The organism is Erythrobacter sp. NE805 (assembly GCF_046452355.1).
In the GTDB taxonomy this organism is placed as follows: Bacteria; Pseudomonadota; Alphaproteobacteria; order Sphingomonadales; family Sphingomonadaceae; genus Erythrobacter.
This window is the reverse complement of record NZ_JBKFDI010000003.1, coordinates 55078-70817: the sequence shown is the minus strand read 5'-3', so window position 1 is coordinate 70817 and position 15740 is coordinate 55078. Positions and strand designations below refer to the sequence as shown.

Sequence of the window (15740 nt, the reverse complement as noted above, 5' to 3'; positions counted from 1 at the left end):
CTGGGATGCGGGAGGAACTGAATTGTTCAAGAGGACAAACGACATGAAGCGTAATTTCCTGATGGGCGCGGCTGCGCTGGCGAGCCTTGCCACCCTTTCGGCGTGCGGCGGCGGTGCCGGCAGCGACGCCAACGCACCGGCTCCGGCCGAGACCGCTGCCGCCGTCGAGACCCCGGCCGCGACCGAGACTGCCGCTGCGGCCGCTCCGGCGGACGGCGCGAAGCTCGAATATGCCAGCTTCACCACCGATGCCGCCGCGGGCGAGAAGGTCTTCGCCGCGTGCCGCACCTGCCACGTCTTCGACGAGGGCGTGAACCGCGTCGGCCCGTCGCTGCACAAGGTCGTCGGCCGCAAGTCGGGCTCGGTCCCGGGCTTCAGCTACTCGGACGCCAACAAGAACAGCGGCATCACCTGGACGCCGCAGGTCCTGTTCGAATACCTCAAGGACCCGAAGGGCTACGTCCCGGGCACCAAGATGGCCTTCCCGGGCGTCAAGGACGACCAGAAGCGCGCCGACCTCGTCGCCTATCTCGAGCAGCAGTCGGCCAAGTAATCCGCAAGGCCCCCCGCGGGGCCGGATCGAAGGGGCGGCGCAGGCAACTGCGTCGCCCTTTTGCGTGGGCGGGGCAGGTATCGGGGCCGGGGGTGGGCCTGTCGAAAAGCAAGCGCGCGCCGCGCGCGCCCACCCCCAACCCCTCCCGCAAGCGGGAGGGGAATTGGCGCGCCCTTCCTCAGGCCGCGAGCAGCGCCGGATCGGCGGGGCAGTGGCGGGCGAGGTAGTCCTCGTGGCTCGGCAGGCCGGCCACCGCGCGCTGGGTGAGGGTCTTCACGTTGGCGAGGAACTCGGCGAGCTGCGCAGGCGCGACCTGGTCGGCCATCGGGTCGTGGTCGGCGGGCATGATGCCCTGGCCGAGCATCACCTGCACCCAGCTCGCGTCGCGGAACAGGTCGTCGACATCGCGCCCGACGCGGCCCCCAGCTGCGAACAGCGCCATCTTGTGGGTGAGGCTGTCGGGCACCTCCATGTGCTTGCAATAGCGCCAGAACTCCGAATCCTCGCGGTCCGTCAGGTGGTAGTGGAGGATCAGGAAGTCGCGGATCTGCGCGAATTCCTCGGCGCAGCGGGCATTGTATTCCGCGCGCAGCGCCGCCGGGTCACCCGCGCGCGGGAAGAGCTGGATGAGCCGGCTGACATGCGACTGGATGAGGTGGATCGAGGTGGACTCGAGCGGCTCGAGGAACCCGCTGGAGAGGCCGATCGCGGCGCAGTTGTGCGCCCAGAACGTCTCGCGCCGCCCGGTGGTGAAACGGATCGGGCGCGGGGTGTCGAGCGCGCGGGTGTCGAGGCCCTGCATCAGCGTGTCGGCCGCCACCTCGTCGCTGGTGAAGCCGCTCGAATAGACATGCCCGTTGCCGGTGCGGTGCTGGAGCGGGATGCGCCACTGCCACCCCGCGTCGCGCGCGGTCGCACGGGTGTAGGGGACGAGCACCGGCAGCCGCTCGCTCGGCACGGCGAGCGCGCGGTCGCAGGGGAGCCACTTCGACCAGTCCCGGTAGCCCACCCCCAGCGCATCGCCCAGTAGCAGGGCGCGGAAGCCCGTGCAGTCGATGAAGAAGTCGCCCTCGACTTGTCTGCCCCCCTTGAGGGTGATCGCCGTCAGGTCGCCGCTCTCGTTATCGCGCTGGACGCTCTCGACGATCCCCTCGGTGCGCGTCACGCCGCGCCCTTCGGCATAGGCGCGCAGGAACAGCGCATAGCGGCTCGCGTCGAAGTGGTAGGCATAGGCGAGGCCGGTCATGGAGGTGTTGCCGACCCGGTCGAGCTTGCCGAACTTCGCCTGGGTCGCCGCCATCTGGTGCAGCGAATAGTCCCACAGCGAGGAGGGCGTCCCTTCCGCGACGCTCTTCCGCCAGTAGTGGTGGAAGGCGACGTGGCCGAGGTTCATCCCCGTCTCGCCGAAGGTGTGGAGGTAGCGGCTCCCCTTGCGCCCCCAGTCGACGAACTCGATCCCGAGCTTGAAGGTGCCCGAGGTCGCGCTGAGGAAGGCGTTCTCGTCGAGGCCGAGGATGGCGTTCAGCCGGATGATCTGCGGGATCGTCGCCTCGCCGACGCCGACCGTGCCGATCGCCTCGCTCTCGACGAGCTCGATCGCGAGCCGCCCCCCGAGCAGCCGGGAAAAGGCCGCGGCGGTGATCCACCCCGCGGTGCCGCCGCCGACGATCACCAGTTTCCTCACTTCAGGCTGTCCCATGTCCCGTCCCTTATCGTGTCACCCCGCCGCCGGGCGGAAGAAGGCGTTGATCGTGAGCCGTCCCTCTCTTGGGGAAGCGGAGAGCGGCGCGGCGTTGTCGATGACGCCGGAATGGAGGATGTTGCCGCGGTAGAACACCGCCTCGTTGAAGTGCCCGGCGACGACATGGGTGCGCGCGAAATGCGGCGCGCCGTCGGTCGGGTAGGCGGCGGGCGGCAGGGCGCGCCCGTATTCGGCCTGCACCGCGGCGGCATAGCGCGGCCAGGTCTCGGGGGTGAGCGCCTCGAGCCCGGTCGCCTTGTGCCGGAAGAACGCCGTCCCGCCGTGGCCGGTGCGGTGGAGGTAGAGCATCATCGCCACCTGCCGCGCGTCGGTGCCGTCGACGTGCGGCAGGCGCTGGATCGGCAGGAGCGCGGCGGGCGGGGTGGTGACGAGCGAGAACCACGCCTGCATCGCCCAGCCCCCCTCCGCGCGCCCGAAGGCCTCGTCGAGCAGCGGTCCCAGGGCTCCGAGCCAGGTGCGGCACACCGCCGGATCGAGCGCCGCGCGCACCCCGGGATATTGCGGGGTGATCTTTGCAAAATTTTGCAAAGTCGCTGCTTCGATCGCCGCTTCGGGATGTTCGAGGAAGCCCGGGACCGTCACCAGCAGGTGATTCTGCCCGGAAAAACGCTCGCCGCGCGCCCCGCCGAGGGCGATTCCCCAGCGATCGAGGGGCGGCGAAGCGGGCGAGGCGGGCAGGGCGGTCATGGCGTAGCAGCCTACCGCAGTCCCGCGACCGCTCCAAGCGCGATGCTCAAGCGCAAGGAAACGCTGAGGATTTCGAGCCCATGGCTGCACTCACGCCGCGGGCCGCCGCACCCTCGTGCGCCGAACCGCCGCTCCGGGCAAGAAAACGCAAGATACCTGTGACAATCCCGCAACATTCACAGCGCGCAACACCGCCCGAACGCCTTCACCACCGCCCTGTGCCTCATCTAACCCATTGTATCAAATTCCTAATCCAAGAAAACTGGGCCGCACACAGGTTCCTGCGGATTGGCGATTTACCTGCGGTTCAGGTTCGGCTATGAAAAAATCTGCAAAAGCGTCGACACAACGACGTGTGCGGAGGGGACTCTTGATGAAGACGAACGGGATCAATGCAAGCGCGCGCCTGCTGTGCGGGGCCGCAACCTTCCTGGCTCTGGCAGCCACCGGCGCGCCGGTCCTTGCCCAGGAAGCCTCCGGCGAACCCAAGCCGGGTACTGTCGAGGCGAAGGAAGAGGCCCAGGCCGAAGAGGGGATCACCGTCACCGGTATCCGCGGCTCGATCCAGACCTCGCTCGACCAGAAGCGCAACGCCACCTCGATCGTCGAAGTGATCGCGGCCGAAGACATCGGCCTGCTCCCCGACCAGTCGATCGCCGACACCCTCGCCCGCCTGCCCGGCGTGACCGCCCAGCGCGTGCGCGGCCGCTCGCAGCAGGTCTCGATCCGCGGCCTCGGCCCGGACTTCTCGCTCGCGCTGCTCAATGGCCGCGAAGTCGTCTCGGCCGGCAACAACCGCGGGATCGAGTTCGACCAGTTCCCCTCCGAGCTCGTGGCCTCGGGCGTGGTCTACAAGACCGGTGACGCCCAGCTCGCCGCGATCGGCATCGCCGGCGCGGTCGACCTGCGCACGATCCGTCCGCTCGATTCGAAGAAGCGCCAGATCACGCTGTCGGGCACCTATTCCTACAACGACAACGGCAAGCTCAACCCCGACTTCTCGGCGAGCGGCTACCGCTTCTTCGGCAGCTATATCGACCAGAACGCCGACGGCACCATCGGCTGGTCGCTGGGTGCGACCATCCAGTCGATCCCGACCCAGTACATCAGCCGCGAACTGAAGACCCAGGACACCCGCGAGAACGGCAATCCGACCGTCCTCAACGGCCAGGTGCGCCGCGATGCCAACGGCGTGTTCTACCCCGCCGACAACCCGCGCCAGGGCGTGGTGAGCCGCGAGTTCCAGCGCACCTCGGTCGCCGGCAGCCTCCAGTTCGAGCCGACCGACAGCTTCTCGCTGACCCTCGACGGTTTCTACACCAACACCAAGGACGCCGGGATCTTCCGCGGCACCGAAACCCCGATCGCCTCGTGGAGCGGCGCGGGCTTCGTCGGTGCGACCGGCACCCGCGATCAGTTTGCTCAAACCGCAACCTACTCGGCGGTGGTGCCGATCCTGCGCACCGACACGCAGGGCGCGGATTCGGACATCTGGGCGCTGGGCGCCAACATGGAGTGGAAGGCGACCGACAATCTCGGCTTCGTGCTCGACTACGGCTATTCGACCCTCGACCGTAACGACATCAACTACGAAAGCTATGCCGGTTCGGGCCGCGCGCGCTCGGGCGCGCAGGACCGCCTGACCTTCACCATGCCGCGCAGCGGCGCCTATTCGATCCAGACCCAGCTCGATTACACCAACCCCGCCAACGTGCTGCTCACCGATCCGGGTGGCTGGGGCCAGGTCGGCTTCATCAAGGAGCCGATCATCCAGGACGAGCTGCACCAGCTGCGCGCCGAGACCTATTGGGAGTTCGACGGCGGGCTGATCGACCGCATCACCGTCGGCTGGCTCTATACCGACCGCGAGAAGAACTTCGATTCCAACGAAAGCTTCCTGCGTCCCACCAACGCCTTCGGCAATGGCCTCGCCATTCCTGCCGGCGCGATCGTCGGGTCGACCAACACCAAGAGCCTGGGGATGGACATCCTCGCCTACAACCCGGCGAAGTTCCTGACCGACGGCACTTACCGCGTCGAGAAGGCCACTTTCGACACGCAGTGGACCGTGGGCGAGAAGATCCACAACTTCTACATCCAGGCCAATATCGACGGCGACCTCGGCTCGGTTCCGGTGCGCGGCAATATCGGTCTGCGCTATGCCGACACAACGCAGCGCTCGCGCGGGTCGATCGCCGGCGGCCGTGACAACGTGGTCGAATATTCCTTCGACAACTGGCTGCCGACGATGAACCTGGCCTTCGAGGTTGCGCAGGATACCTTCATCCGCGTCGCCGCCTCCAAGACCGTGACCCGTGCGCGGCTCGACCAGCTGGCGGCCAACCAGAACATCGGGTTCCGCAACCAGGTCTGCGTCGACAGCAACGCCGACCAGATCCCCGACACGCTGCTGCCGAACACCTTCAATCCGCCGCTCAACGTGTGCTTCACCCTCGGCGGCGGCAACCCGCGGCTCGAGCCCTACCGCTCGACCAACCTCGACCTGTCCTTCGAGAAGTACTTCTCGCCGGGCACCGCGATCATCATCGCGGCCTTCTACAAGGATCTGTCGGGTTGGGTCGTCGACCAGACCAGCACCGCCGATCTGACCCGCGAGATCAACCTTGCCGGCTGGCAGGGGCTGCTCACGGCCAACCCGCAGCTGCGCACCGGGACCTATTCGGGCCCGACCAACTTCGCGAGCGGCAAGATCAAGGGCATCGAAGGGACGCTGCGCATCAACTACGGCGATCTCGTCGACGCGCTCGACGGGTTCGGCAGCTTTGCCAGCATCACCTACGCCGATGCCAACATCTCGAACGGCGTTCGCGCGACGCCGATCCCGGGCTATTCGGATGTGACCTGGTCGGGCGACATCTTCTACGAGAAGAACGGCTTCCGCGCGAAGCTCGCCGCCCGCTACCGCGCCGGCTTCCTGTCGGAGGTGCAGAACTTCGCAGGCCAGCTCCAGGGCGCGCAGGCTCTGCCGGAAACGATCGTCGATGCGCAGATCGGCTACACCTTCGAGAAGGCCGACGGTCTGCTCAACGGCGTGCAGATCCTCGCGGAAGTGTTCAACCTGACGAACGAGCCTTTCGTGACCGAGAACACCCTTCTCAACGCGGCAGGCACGGCGCCGGTCGGGACCTTCCCGAGCCGTCACGAGACCTACGGTCGCACGTTCAACCTCACGATTCGCAAGAGCTTCTGACGGATCGGCCCCTCGGGCCTGATCGAGGGTGGCAAGGAGGGGCTCGCCGGCAGCGGCGGGCCCTTTCTGTTTGGGTGGTGCCAGCGGCGTGCTTGCACGGGTCAGGACGGCGCCAGACCCCCTCTAGACCCCTCCCAGACCCCGGCTTGACCCCCTCTAGAGGGGGCTTTTCAGTGATGTTTCTGCTTCGCAGAGCTTCGCTTCCAAGTGGACCAATCAGCCCGCAAGGGCAGGCGCGGCGCAATGCCGGGCGATGAACTCGCCATGTGACGGCATCGCCGCCACGGCCTCGTCCATGGCGTGCCGGATCTGCCCGAGCCTCTGGGCCACCGGCACACCCTCGCGCATCCGGGCGAGGGCAGGAACGCTTGCAGGAACAATGCCTTGGCCGAGATAGACCGCGATCCAGCTGGGATTGGCGAACAGCTCCTGCCCGTCGGCGACAAGCATCCCGTTGGATCGGAAGTGGTCGATCTTGTATTGCAGGCTGTCCGGGATCGGCATCGCCGCGCAGTAGCGCCACAGCTCGGAATCGTCGCGCTCGGTGGCCTTGTAGTGGAGGATCAGGAAGTCCCGGATCAGCTCGTATTCCTTTGAAGTCTGGGCATTATATTCGCGCGCCAGGAGCGGCGACATGGCGCTGTCGGGGAGCAGCGCGAGGAGGCGCAGGATGCCGTATTGGATCAGGTGGAGGCTGGTCGATTCGAGCGGCTCCATGAACCCCGCCGACAGCCCGATGGCGACGCAGTTTTTCTCCCAGAATTTCCGCCGCTTGCCGGTGACGAAGCGCAAGGGCCGCGGGTCGGCGAGCGCCTCGCCGTCGAGGTTGGCGAGCAGGGTCGCGGCCGCCTCGTCCTCGCCAATGAACTGGGAACAATGGACATAACCATTGCCGGTGCGATGTTGGAGCGGAATGCGCCACTGCCACCCCGCCTCGCGCGCGGTGGAGCGGGTGTAGGGGGTGAACTCGCCCCGCTCGCAAGGGACCGCGACGGCGCGGTCGCAGGGGAGCCAGGCTTGCCAGTTGTCGTAGCCTGCGTGCAGCGCCTCCTCGATGAGCAGGCCGCGGAAGCCGCTGCAATCGATGAAGAATTCCCCCTCGATCCGCTCGCCATCGTCGAGCGTGACTGCTTCGATGAACCCGTCCTCGCCCCCGAGCGCCACATCGACGACCTTGCCCTCGACCCGGGTCACACCCCGCGCCTCGGCATAGCGCCTGAGGAAGGCCGCGTAGAGCCCGGCATCGAAATGGTAGGCGTAGTCGAAGGTCGACTGGATCAGCCGCCGGTCGGGCGAGGGGTGGGCGAACTTGCCGGCGCGAGCCATCGCCCAGCACATCGAGAAGTCGTCGATCGGGCCCTCGACGCGGCCCTCGAGGCTCTCGCGCATCCAGTGGTGGTAGAAGGGAACGCTATCGAATTCAGCACCATACTGGCCGAAGGGGTGGAAATAGCGGTGCCCCTGCCGCCCCCAGTTCACGAACTCGATGCCGAGCTTGTAGCTCCCTTGCGTCTCGCGCACGAAGGTCGCCTCGTCGATCCCGAGGCGCGCGTTGAAGTGGCGGATCGGCGGGATGGTCGCCTCGCCGACGCCGACGGTGCCGATCGCCTCGCTTTCAACGAGGGTGATCGCGCAGGACCGGCCGACCGCCTCGGCGAGCGCCGCCGCGGTCATCCAGCCCGCGCTGCCGCCGCCGACGATCACGATGGATTTCAAGGGCCTGGCTTCAGTCATGACGTCACCCCCCGCAGCTTTCGCGGATCAGCAGGCTCGTTTCAAGCCGCTGCGAGATCGCCGGGCCCTCGCCCCGGTCGATCAGCTTGGAGACCAGCATACGGCCCGCAAGGTTCGCGTCCTGGTCGATCGTCGTGAGCTGCGGCGTCACCAGCCGCGCGGCCGGAATGTTGTCGTAGCCGACCACCGAGACGTCCTCGGGCACCCGCATCCCCGAGCGGGTCAGCGCCCTGATCGCGCCGATCGCGATGAGGTCGCTCGCGGCGAACACCGCGTCGAACCTGAGCCCCCGCGCGATCGCGCTGCGCAGCGCGGCTTCGGCGGAGTGGACCTCGAAGTGAGCGGGGAGGATCAGGCCGTCGTCGAGGTCGATCCCCGCCTGGTCCAGTGCCTGGCGATAGCCGCGCAGGCGCTGCTCGGCCTCGGGTGCCTCGGTGTCGCCGAGGAACAGGATGCGCCGCCGTCCGAGCCGCGCGAGGTGCGCCGTCGCGCGCCGCCCGCCGGCGAGGTTGTCCGAGCCCACGACGCAGTATTGCGCGTCCGGAAACTCCGCGCCCCACACCACGAACCGGTCGTCGCGCGCCGCCAGGGCGTTGAATTCGTGGTGGAGCGAGCTCTGGCCGATGAAGATCACGCCGGTCGCGCGGCTGGTGCTCATCGCGTAGTCGAGGTCGCCCCCGGCGCGCGGGGAAAGGTGGCTGACGATGAGGTCGGCATTGCGCTCGCGCGCGGCCTCGGCGATCCCGGCGAGCAATTCGAGGAAGAAGGGGTCCGAGACCCGCGTGTCGCGTGCCTGCGGGGCGGGGACGACGACGGCGATGGTCGCGTCGGCGCCGATCGGGCCGCTCGGCATCGAGGCGCGGAACTCGTAGTCGTGGGCGCGCGCGATCTGCCAGATCTGCTGCTTGGTGCGGCGCTTGACCGAGGGGCTGTCGTTGAGGGCCCGGCTGACGGTCGAGATCGACACCCCCGCTTCGCGCGCGATGTCCTCCAGCGTGGCGCTGCGGCGCGAGGGAGGAGGGGGCGCGTCGGCCATCAGCGCTCGAGCGCGGCCCAGTAGCCGGTGCCGGGGGCGAGCGCCTCGGGCAGGCTCCCGCCGCCGACCCTGCTCTCGGTGGCGAGCAGGCGGACGCCGCCCAGCGCGGACGGCGCCCAGTGCCCCGGCGCCTCGCCGAGGTTGAAGACGGCGAGCACCCGCGCGCCGTCGGCCTCGCGCACGAAGGCGAGGATGTCGGGCGGCGTGTCGAGCAGCGCAATGTCGCCGCGCACCAGCGCGGGGTGCTCGCGCCTCAGCGCGAGGATCGTGCGGGCATAGGCTAGGGTCGAGCCGGGGTCGGCGGCCTGCCGGTCGACGGCATAGGCGGCGTGGACCGGATCGCGCTTCAGCCAGGTGCGGTTGGCGCTCGAGAAGCCTGCCTGCGGGGCGTCGGCGGCCCAGGGCATCGGGGTGCGCGCCCCGTCCCGCCCGAGGGTGTGCGGCCAGTTGGCGATCGCCTCGGGATCGAGCAGGTCCTCGAAGGCGACCTCGCCCTGCGGCAGGCCGAGCTCCTCGCCCTGGTAGATGATCGGGTTGCCGCGCAAGGACAGCAGCAGCAGCAGGTTGAGCCGCGCCGCGCGCGCCATGTCGCCGTCCAGCGCCCAGCGGGTCACCGCGCGCGGGGCGTCGTGGTTCGAGAAGGCCCAGGAGGGCCAGCCCTCGCCCGGCTCGCCGCTCCATTGCGAAAGGCTCGCGCGGACCAGCGGCGCGGTCAGGCGCGGGGCGTAGAGGAAGTCGAAGTTATAGGCCGAATCGAGCCGCTTGCCGCCTTCGGTGAAAGCCTTCATCTCGGCGAGCGGCTCGGGCCCGCCGACCTCGGCGACCGTGAATCGGCCGGGGAATTCGTCGATCGTGGCGCGGATCCGCTCGAGGAAGCGGGTGATGTCGGGGTGCGACTGGTTGTAGCGCTTGACCTGCATGTCGAAGGGCCGGGTGACCAGCTCCATCGGCAGGCCCGAGGGCGGATTGTCGCGCAGCTCGGGGTCGTGCATCGAGAAGTTCAGCGCATCGAGGCGGAAGCCGTCGACACCGCGGTTCAGCCAGAAACGCGCCACGTCGAGCAGCGCATCCTGCACCTCCACGCTGTGGACGTTGAGATCGGGCTGCGAGGTCAGGAAATTGTGCAGGTAATACTGCTTGCGCGGCCCGTCCCACTGCCACGCCGAGCCGCCGAACACCGATTGCCAGTTCGACGGCGGCGAGCCGTCGGGCCGGGGGTCGGCCCAGACATACCAGTCGGCCTTGGGGTTGGTGCGGCTCTGGCGGCTCTCCTGGAACCAGGCGTGCTCGTCCGAGGTGTGCGAATAGACCTGGTCGATGATCACCTTGAGGCCGAGCTTGTGCGCCTTCTCGACCACTCGGTCGAAGTCGGCGAAGGTGCCGAAGGAGGGATCGATCCCGCGATAGTCGGCGACATCGTAGCCGAAGTCCTTCATCGGCGAGGTGAAGAAGGGCGAGATCCAGATGCCGTCGACCCCGAGGTCGGCGACGTAGTCGAGCCGCTCGGCGATGCCGGCAAGGTCGCCGATGCCGTCGCCGTTGGTGTCGGCGAAGCTGCGCGGATAGATCTGGTAGATGACCGCGCCGCGCCACCAGGCGAGCGCGCTGGCGGTGTCGGCGGGGGTGCCCGTGATGGCCTCGGCGGTTGCCATTAGTCGTCGGTCTCCAGAATGCAGGCGGCAAAGCCGTAGGCGGGCAAGGTCACGGCGAGCGAACCCGGCGCGGCGGGCGCCGAAGGGCACTGGCCCACCAGCGGCGTGACGCGGCGCGCGCCGTAGCTTACCTCGACATTGCGCGAAAGTGGCGTTTCGCCGGTGTTGAATAGGACGAGCACGCGCTGGCCGCTTTCGAAATCGTGCCGCTCGACCGCGAGAAGCCCGGGGGCGGCCTCCTCGAAGGCGCGCACCGTGCTGAGGCCGCGGCGCAGCGCGGGGCTCGCGGTGCGCGCGGCGGCGAGCTCGCCGACCAGCTTGTAGAGCGGGTGGGCGGGATCGAAATTCGCCTGCGCGGTGGTCGCGTCGCTGCCGATGAGGTTGTTGTCGTTGTAGACCGCCACCTTGCTCGCGAACATGTCCTCGCGGGCGAGCTGATCGTTGCCGTCGGAGATGAAGCCCTGCTCATCGCCGTAGTAGACCGTCGGCACCCCGCGCAGCAGGAACATCATCGCATGGCCGAGCCGGACTCGGGCGAGCAGGCTCGCCTCGTCGTCCGAGCCGCTCATCTGGCGCACGAACATGGAAAAGCGCCCGAAGTCGTGGTTGCCGAGGAAGGTCGGAAGCCCCAGCGCCGTCTTCGCGCCGCCGGGATAGATTGCGTCCTGCTGGAGGAACTCGGCCATCACCCGCGGCGGGCTCTTGCCGCTCGCGACCATCTGCGCGGCCTTGGCGAAGCCCATGTCGAGCGCATAGGGCAGGTGGCTGTCGGCCATCACCTGCGCGGCGATGGTCGCGGTCGGCTCCTCGTAGGCGATCTCGCCGAAGATGTGGAAGTGCTTGATGCCCTTCGCCTCGGCACGCTTGAGGATCGCGGGGACGAAGGCGCGCCAGAACTCGGGATTGACGTGCTTGGCGGTGTCGATGCGGTAGCCGTCGATCCGGTAGTCGTCGATCCACTGGCCGAAGATGTCGATCATGCCCTGAACGACCCGCGGGTGCTCGGTCGCGAGGTCGTCGAGCCCCGAGAAGTCGCCGTAGAGGCTGCTCTCGCCCACCCAGTGCGAGTTGCCGCGATTGTGGTAGAGCGCGGTGTCGTTGAGCCACGCGGGGACCTTCACGTTCCGCTCGGCTTCGGCGACCTTGGGGGTGTAGGCGAAGGCGGGGTCGGTGAGCTTCGCCCAGTTGGCGGGATCGGGATTGTCGTCGCCCGCGAAGCCCGCGTTGACGGGCGCGCCGCCCGGGCCGCCCAGCCTCGAGAAGGGATAGTCGCCCTTGCTGCGGTAGTCGTAGGTGCCTTCCGCATAGTCGATCACGTCGGCGGTGTGGTTGACGATGATGTCCATGTAGACCTTCATCCCCCGCGCATGGGCGGCATCGACGAAGGCCTTGAACTCGGCATTGGTGCCGAAATGCGGGTCGACGCTGGTGAAGTCGGTGACCCAGTAGCCATGGTAGCCCGCACTCTCCTCGCCGGGCTTGCCCTGGACGGGCTTGTTCTTGAAGATCGGCGCGAACCAGATCGCGGTCACGCCCATGCCCTGGATGTAGTCGAGGCGGCTCGTCAGCCCCCTGAGGTCGCCGCCGTGGTAGAAGCCCTTGGCGGCGGGATCGAAGCCGTGCTGGAGCGGCCCGCCCTTGAGCCCGCCGCGGTCGTTCCTGGGGTCGCCGTTCTCGAAGCGGTCGGGCAGGACGAAGTAGATCACCTCGTCCTCGAGCTGGCGCTCGGCGATCGGCGGCGGCGCGGCCGGTTGGGCCTGCGCCCCGGCGGCGAGCGCACCGCCCGCCAGCGCGGTTCCGGCGCACAGCGCAGCCGCAAGCCTCACGAAGATTCGCGTCATGACCCTTCTCCCTCGCCGCAGCTTGTGACAGTTGCGGAAAAATTTTGCAAATCTTTGTGATAGGCGCGAGATGCGCCGCGGCGGGCAGACAAGGCGCGCATTTCCGACGACAAACTGCCATAAGGGCGGGGCAGAGGACGATTTTTGCGGAGCCGGACGCACGAAGGTTCTTGCAAAAATTTGCAGCGCGTCCAGACTGCCCGGCGGCAGCGTGCATGGCGAGCGCGGGCGCAAGACCCGTCACCAGCATAGGTCCTGCCGCGAGCCGCGTCATGCCCGATCGGGCGGCGCGGCGGGGAGAGGGATGACGACGACCATGACGCAAGGCGGCCACAAGCCTGCGCTCAGCGCAGCGCAGATCTGGAACATGAGCTTCGGGTTCCTCGGAATCCAGATCGGCTTCGAGCTCCAGAACGGCAATGTCAGCCGGATCTTCCAGACACTGGGCGCGGACGTCGGCGAGCTCGCGATCCTGTGGATCGCCGCGCCGATGACCGGGCTGATCGTCCAGCCGATCATCGGCCACCTCTCCGACAAGACCTGGGGACGCTTCGGCCGCCGCCGCCCCTATTTCCTCGCCGGGGCGCTGCTGGCGAGCCTCGCGCTGTTCGTCATGCCCGACGCCTCCGCGCTGTGGGTCGCGGCGGGGATGCTGTGGGTGATGGACGCCTCGCTCAACGTCACGATGGAGCCGTTCCGCGCCTTTGTCGGCGACAACCTGCCCGATCGGCAACGGACGATGGGCTATGCGATGCAGAGCTTCTTCATCGGCACCGGAGCGGTCATGGCCGGGGCCCTGCCCTGGGTGATGACCAACTGGATGGGCCTCAGCAACGTCGCTCCCGCCGGGCAAATCCCCGAGACGGTGCACTGGTCCTTCTATATCGGCGGCGCGGCGCTGCTCGCAGCGGTGGCCTGGACGGTGCTTTCGACCAAGGAATACTCCCCCCAGGACCTCGCCCGCTTCGAGGCGGCGCGCGGGGCGGGCGGCAGCGCCGCGCGCGACGTCGACGAGCGCAGCGCCGCGCAGTTCACCCGCGGCGGGATTATCTGGGCCTTCGCCGGAGCGCTGATCGCCGCGCTGGTGATGCTCGCCCGCAGCGAGGCGCGTCCGGCGTTCCTCGGCACGATCGAGGTCGCCAAGGACATCTACGTCCTCGCCGCGCTGGTCGCCGGGTTCGGGGTGATCCAGCTCCTTGCCGGGATGCTGCGCGGGCAGGGGCGGAACGAGAGCGGGTTCATGGAGGTGGTCACCGACCTCTTCGCCATGCCGAAGACGATGCGCCAGCTCGCGGTGGTGCAGTTCTTCAGCTGGTTCGGGATGTTCGCGCTGTGGATCTACGGCACGCCGGGGGTGACCGAATACCACTTCGGCGCGACCGACACGGTGAGCGCCGCCTATCAGGACGGAGCCGACTGGTGGAGCCTGATGGGATCGGTGCGCAACGGCCTCGCCGCTGCCGCTGCGCTGGGCTTCGTGCTGGTCGCCGCGAAGATCGACCGCTGCCGGCTCCACGCGGTCAACCTGCTGCTGGGCGCAGCAGGGTTTGCCGCGGTGCTGCTGGTGCGCGATCCGGCGCTCCTGTGGATCCCGCAGATCGGGATCGGGATCGCCTGGGCCTCGATCGTGTCGATGCCCTATGCGATCCTCGCCGGATGCGTGCCGCAGGAAAAGATGGGCATCTACATGGGGGTGTTCAACATCTTCATCGTCGTGCCCCAGCTGCTCGCCTCGACGCTGCTCGGCTTCCTCCTCACCAACCTCTTCGCCGGGCACCCGATCTACGCGATGGTGATCGCGGCGGTGAGCTTCGTGCTCGCGGCGGCGGCGACCTTCTTCGTCACCGACAGCGACCGGGCCGAGGCGCCCGCGCTCCGCGCGGAGCAGGCGTGATGCGGCTCGGGCTCACGCTGCTGGCGAGTGCCGTCCTCGCCGCCCCGGCGCTCGCCGCGCCCGACTACACGCCGCGCGACTATGTCGAGGTCCGGAACGCGGAGTGGACGCGCGACGCGGTGATCTACCAGCTCAACACCCGCCAGTTCACGAGCGAGGGAACCTTCCGCGCCGCCACGAGGCAGCTCCCGCGCCTTGCCGCGATGGGCGTCGACATCGTCTGGCTGATGCCGATCCACCCGATCGGGGAGGCGAACCGCAAGGGCTCATTGGGCAGCCCCTACGCGGTGCGCAACTACCGCGCCGTCAATCCCGAGCTGGGCACCGAGGCCGACTTCCGCGCCTTCGTCGCCGAGGCGCACCGGCTGGGGCTGAAGGTGATCCTCGACTGGGTCGCGAACCACTCGGCCACCGACAACCCGCTGACCAAGAGCCACCCCGAGTGGTACACCCGCACCCCCGAGGGCGCGCTGATGAGCCCGCAGGGGACCGACTGGTCAGACGTCGCCGACTTCGACTACAGCCAACCCGGTCTCAGGCAATACATGACCGAGAGCCTCGCCCACTGGGTGCGCGAATACGGCATCGACGGCTTCCGCTGCGACGTCGCGGGCTATGTCCCCACCGACTTCTGGGAGACCGCGCGGGCCGAGCTCGACACGGTCAAGCCGGTCTTCATGCTCGCCGAATGGGAGCAGCGCGACCTCCACGCCCGCGCCTTCGACGCGACCTACGGCTGGGGCTGGAAGGAGGCGATGCAGAAGCTCGTCAGGAGCGGCGAGGGGGCAGGAGCAATCCGCGGCTACTACGCGGCGCAGGCCGAGACATGGCCGCGCGCCGCGATGCGCATGATCTACACAGAGAACCACGACCAGAACTCGTGGGACGGGGTCGCGAGCCAGATCTACGGTCCGGCCTACGAAGCGGCGATCGCGCTGTCCTTCACGGGCTCCGGCCTCCCGCTGATCTACAACGGGCAGGAGGCCGACAACGACCGCCAGCTCAAGTTTTTCGAGCGCGACCCGATCGTCTGGAAGGAGGGCAAGCACGCCGCGCTTTTCGCCAAGCTGATCGCATTGAAGACCGCGACCCCCGCGCTCCACAACGGCCGCTTCGGCGCGCCGATGGTCGAGGTGCCCACCAGCGAGAGCGCCGACGTCTACGCCTTCACCCGCGGCGCTCCGGGCGAGCGCATCTTCGCGGTGTTCAACCTGTCGCCACGGCCGCACGCGGTGACCTTCGACAAGGCCCGCCACCACGGCCGCTACACCGACGCGCTCACCGGCGCGCCCGCGCGCTTCGGCGGCGGCGAGACGCTCGACCTGCCCGCCTGGGGCTACCGCATCTTCAAGGAAACCAAGTGACGCGAG

The 15740-nt window shown here is 68.3% G+C and carries 10 protein-coding genes; 4 read left to right on the top strand and 6 right to left on the bottom strand.

Annotated features, from left to right (window positions below; all coding sequences use genetic code 11):
* Nucleotides 1-43: 43 nt before the first annotated feature.
* Nucleotides 44-553 carry a c-type cytochrome gene (locus tag ACLBKU_RS11660; protein ID WP_410179729.1) on the top strand — a complete coding sequence of 170 codons (510 nt, stop codon included), beginning with the start codon at nt 44-46 and terminating at the stop codon, nt 551-553.
* A gap of 178 nt (nt 554-731) precedes the next feature.
* Here the strand turns inward: ACLBKU_RS11660 and ACLBKU_RS11655 are convergent, their stop codons facing one another.
* Together ACLBKU_RS11655 and ACLBKU_RS11650 are read right to left on the bottom strand one after the other, a co-directional pair.
* Nucleotides 732-2252, bottom strand: coding sequence for a tryptophan halogenase family protein (locus tag ACLBKU_RS11655; protein WP_410179728.1), 1521 nt, complete (start codon nt 2250-2252; stop codon nt 732-734).
* Nucleotides 2253-2270: 18 nt separating this feature from the next.
* A complete protein-coding gene (locus ACLBKU_RS11650) occupies nt 2271-3002 on the bottom strand; it encodes a DUF6445 family protein (RefSeq protein ID WP_410179727.1) in 732 nt (243 codons plus the stop codon).
* Nucleotides 3003-3375: 373 nt separating this feature from the next.
* On the opposite strand from ACLBKU_RS11650, the gene ACLBKU_RS11645 reads away from it, so the two are divergent.
* Nucleotides 3376-6213: a TonB-dependent receptor gene (locus ACLBKU_RS11645; RefSeq protein WP_410179726.1), complete on the top strand. Its 2838-nt coding sequence runs from the start codon at nt 3376-3378 to the stop codon at nt 6211-6213.
* 216 nt (nt 6214-6429) lie between these two features.
* Here the strand turns inward: ACLBKU_RS11645 and ACLBKU_RS11640 are convergent, their stop codons facing one another.
* Genes ACLBKU_RS11640 through ACLBKU_RS11625 form a run of 4 tightly spaced genes read right to left on the bottom strand, consistent with a single transcriptional unit; the run spans nt 6430 to nt 12476 of the window.
* Nucleotides 6430-7947, bottom strand: a complete 1518-nt coding sequence (locus ACLBKU_RS11640; protein ID WP_410179725.1) for a tryptophan halogenase family protein — start codon at nt 7945-7947, stop codon at nt 6430-6432.
* A 4-nt stretch (nt 7948-7951) separates the two neighbouring features.
* Nucleotides 7952-8983, bottom strand: a complete 1032-nt coding sequence (locus ACLBKU_RS11635) for a LacI family DNA-binding transcriptional regulator (protein ID WP_410179724.1) — start codon at nt 8981-8983, stop codon at nt 7952-7954.
* Nucleotides 8983-10635: an alpha-amylase family glycosyl hydrolase gene (locus ACLBKU_RS11630; protein ID WP_410179723.1), complete on the bottom strand. Its 1653-nt coding sequence runs from the start codon at nt 10633-10635 to the stop codon at nt 8983-8985. Before ACLBKU_RS11630 ends, ACLBKU_RS11635 begins: the two co-directional genes overlap by 1 nt.
* On the bottom strand, nt 10635-12476 hold the full coding sequence (locus ACLBKU_RS11625) for an alpha-amylase family glycosyl hydrolase (protein WP_410179722.1): 1842 nt from the start codon (nt 12474-12476) through the stop codon (nt 10635-10637). The genes ACLBKU_RS11630 and ACLBKU_RS11625 overlap by 1 nt, the downstream gene beginning before the upstream one ends.
* A gap of 304 nt (nt 12477-12780) precedes the next feature.
* On the opposite strand from ACLBKU_RS11625, the gene ACLBKU_RS11620 reads away from it, so the two are divergent.
* Both ACLBKU_RS11620 and ACLBKU_RS11615 read left to right on the top strand, forming a co-directional pair.
* Nucleotides 12781-14370, top strand: coding sequence for an MFS transporter (locus ACLBKU_RS11620; RefSeq protein ID WP_410179721.1), 1590 nt, complete (start codon nt 12781-12783; stop codon nt 14368-14370).
* Nucleotides 14370-15734, top strand: coding sequence for an alpha-amylase family glycosyl hydrolase (locus ACLBKU_RS11615; protein ID WP_410179720.1), 1365 nt, complete (start codon nt 14370-14372; stop codon nt 15732-15734). Before ACLBKU_RS11620 ends, ACLBKU_RS11615 begins: the two co-directional genes overlap by 1 nt.
* Nucleotides 15735-15740 lie beyond the last annotated feature (6 nt).

Excerpts from the sequence above, each read along its gene's own strand:
- ACLBKU_RS11645 (WP_410179726.1), top strand. The coding sequence starts at position 3,376 with ATGAAGACGAACGGGATCAATGCAAGCGCGCGCCTGCTGTGCGGGGCC.
- ACLBKU_RS11655 (WP_410179728.1), bottom strand. The coding sequence starts at position 2,252 with ATGGGACAGCCTGAAGTGAGGAAACTGGTGATCGTCGGCGGCGGCACC.
- ACLBKU_RS11635 (WP_410179724.1), bottom strand. The coding sequence starts at position 8,983 with ATGGCCGACGCGCCCCCTCCTCCCTCGCGCCGCAGCGCCACGCTGGAG.
- ACLBKU_RS11625 (WP_410179722.1), bottom strand. The coding sequence starts at position 12,476 with ATGACGCGAATCTTCGTGAGGCTTGCGGCTGCGCTGTGCGCCGGAACC.
- ACLBKU_RS11630 (WP_410179723.1), bottom strand. The coding sequence starts at position 10,635 with ATGGCAACCGCCGAGGCCATCACGGGCACCCCCGCCGACACCGCCAGC.
- ACLBKU_RS11650 (WP_410179727.1), bottom strand. The coding sequence starts at position 3,002 with ATGACCGCCCTGCCCGCCTCGCCCGCTTCGCCGCCCCTCGATCGCTGG.
- ACLBKU_RS11660 (WP_410179729.1), top strand. The coding sequence starts at position 44 with ATGAAGCGTAATTTCCTGATGGGCGCGGCTGCGCTGGCGAGCCTTGCC.
- ACLBKU_RS11640 (WP_410179725.1), bottom strand. The coding sequence starts at position 7,947 with ATGACTGAAGCCAGGCCCTTGAAATCCATCGTGATCGTCGGCGGCGGC.
- ACLBKU_RS11620 (WP_410179721.1), top strand. The coding sequence starts at position 12,781 with ATGACGACGACCATGACGCAAGGCGGCCACAAGCCTGCGCTCAGCGCA.
- ACLBKU_RS11615 (WP_410179720.1), top strand. The coding sequence starts at position 14,370 with ATGCGGCTCGGGCTCACGCTGCTGGCGAGTGCCGTCCTCGCCGCCCCG.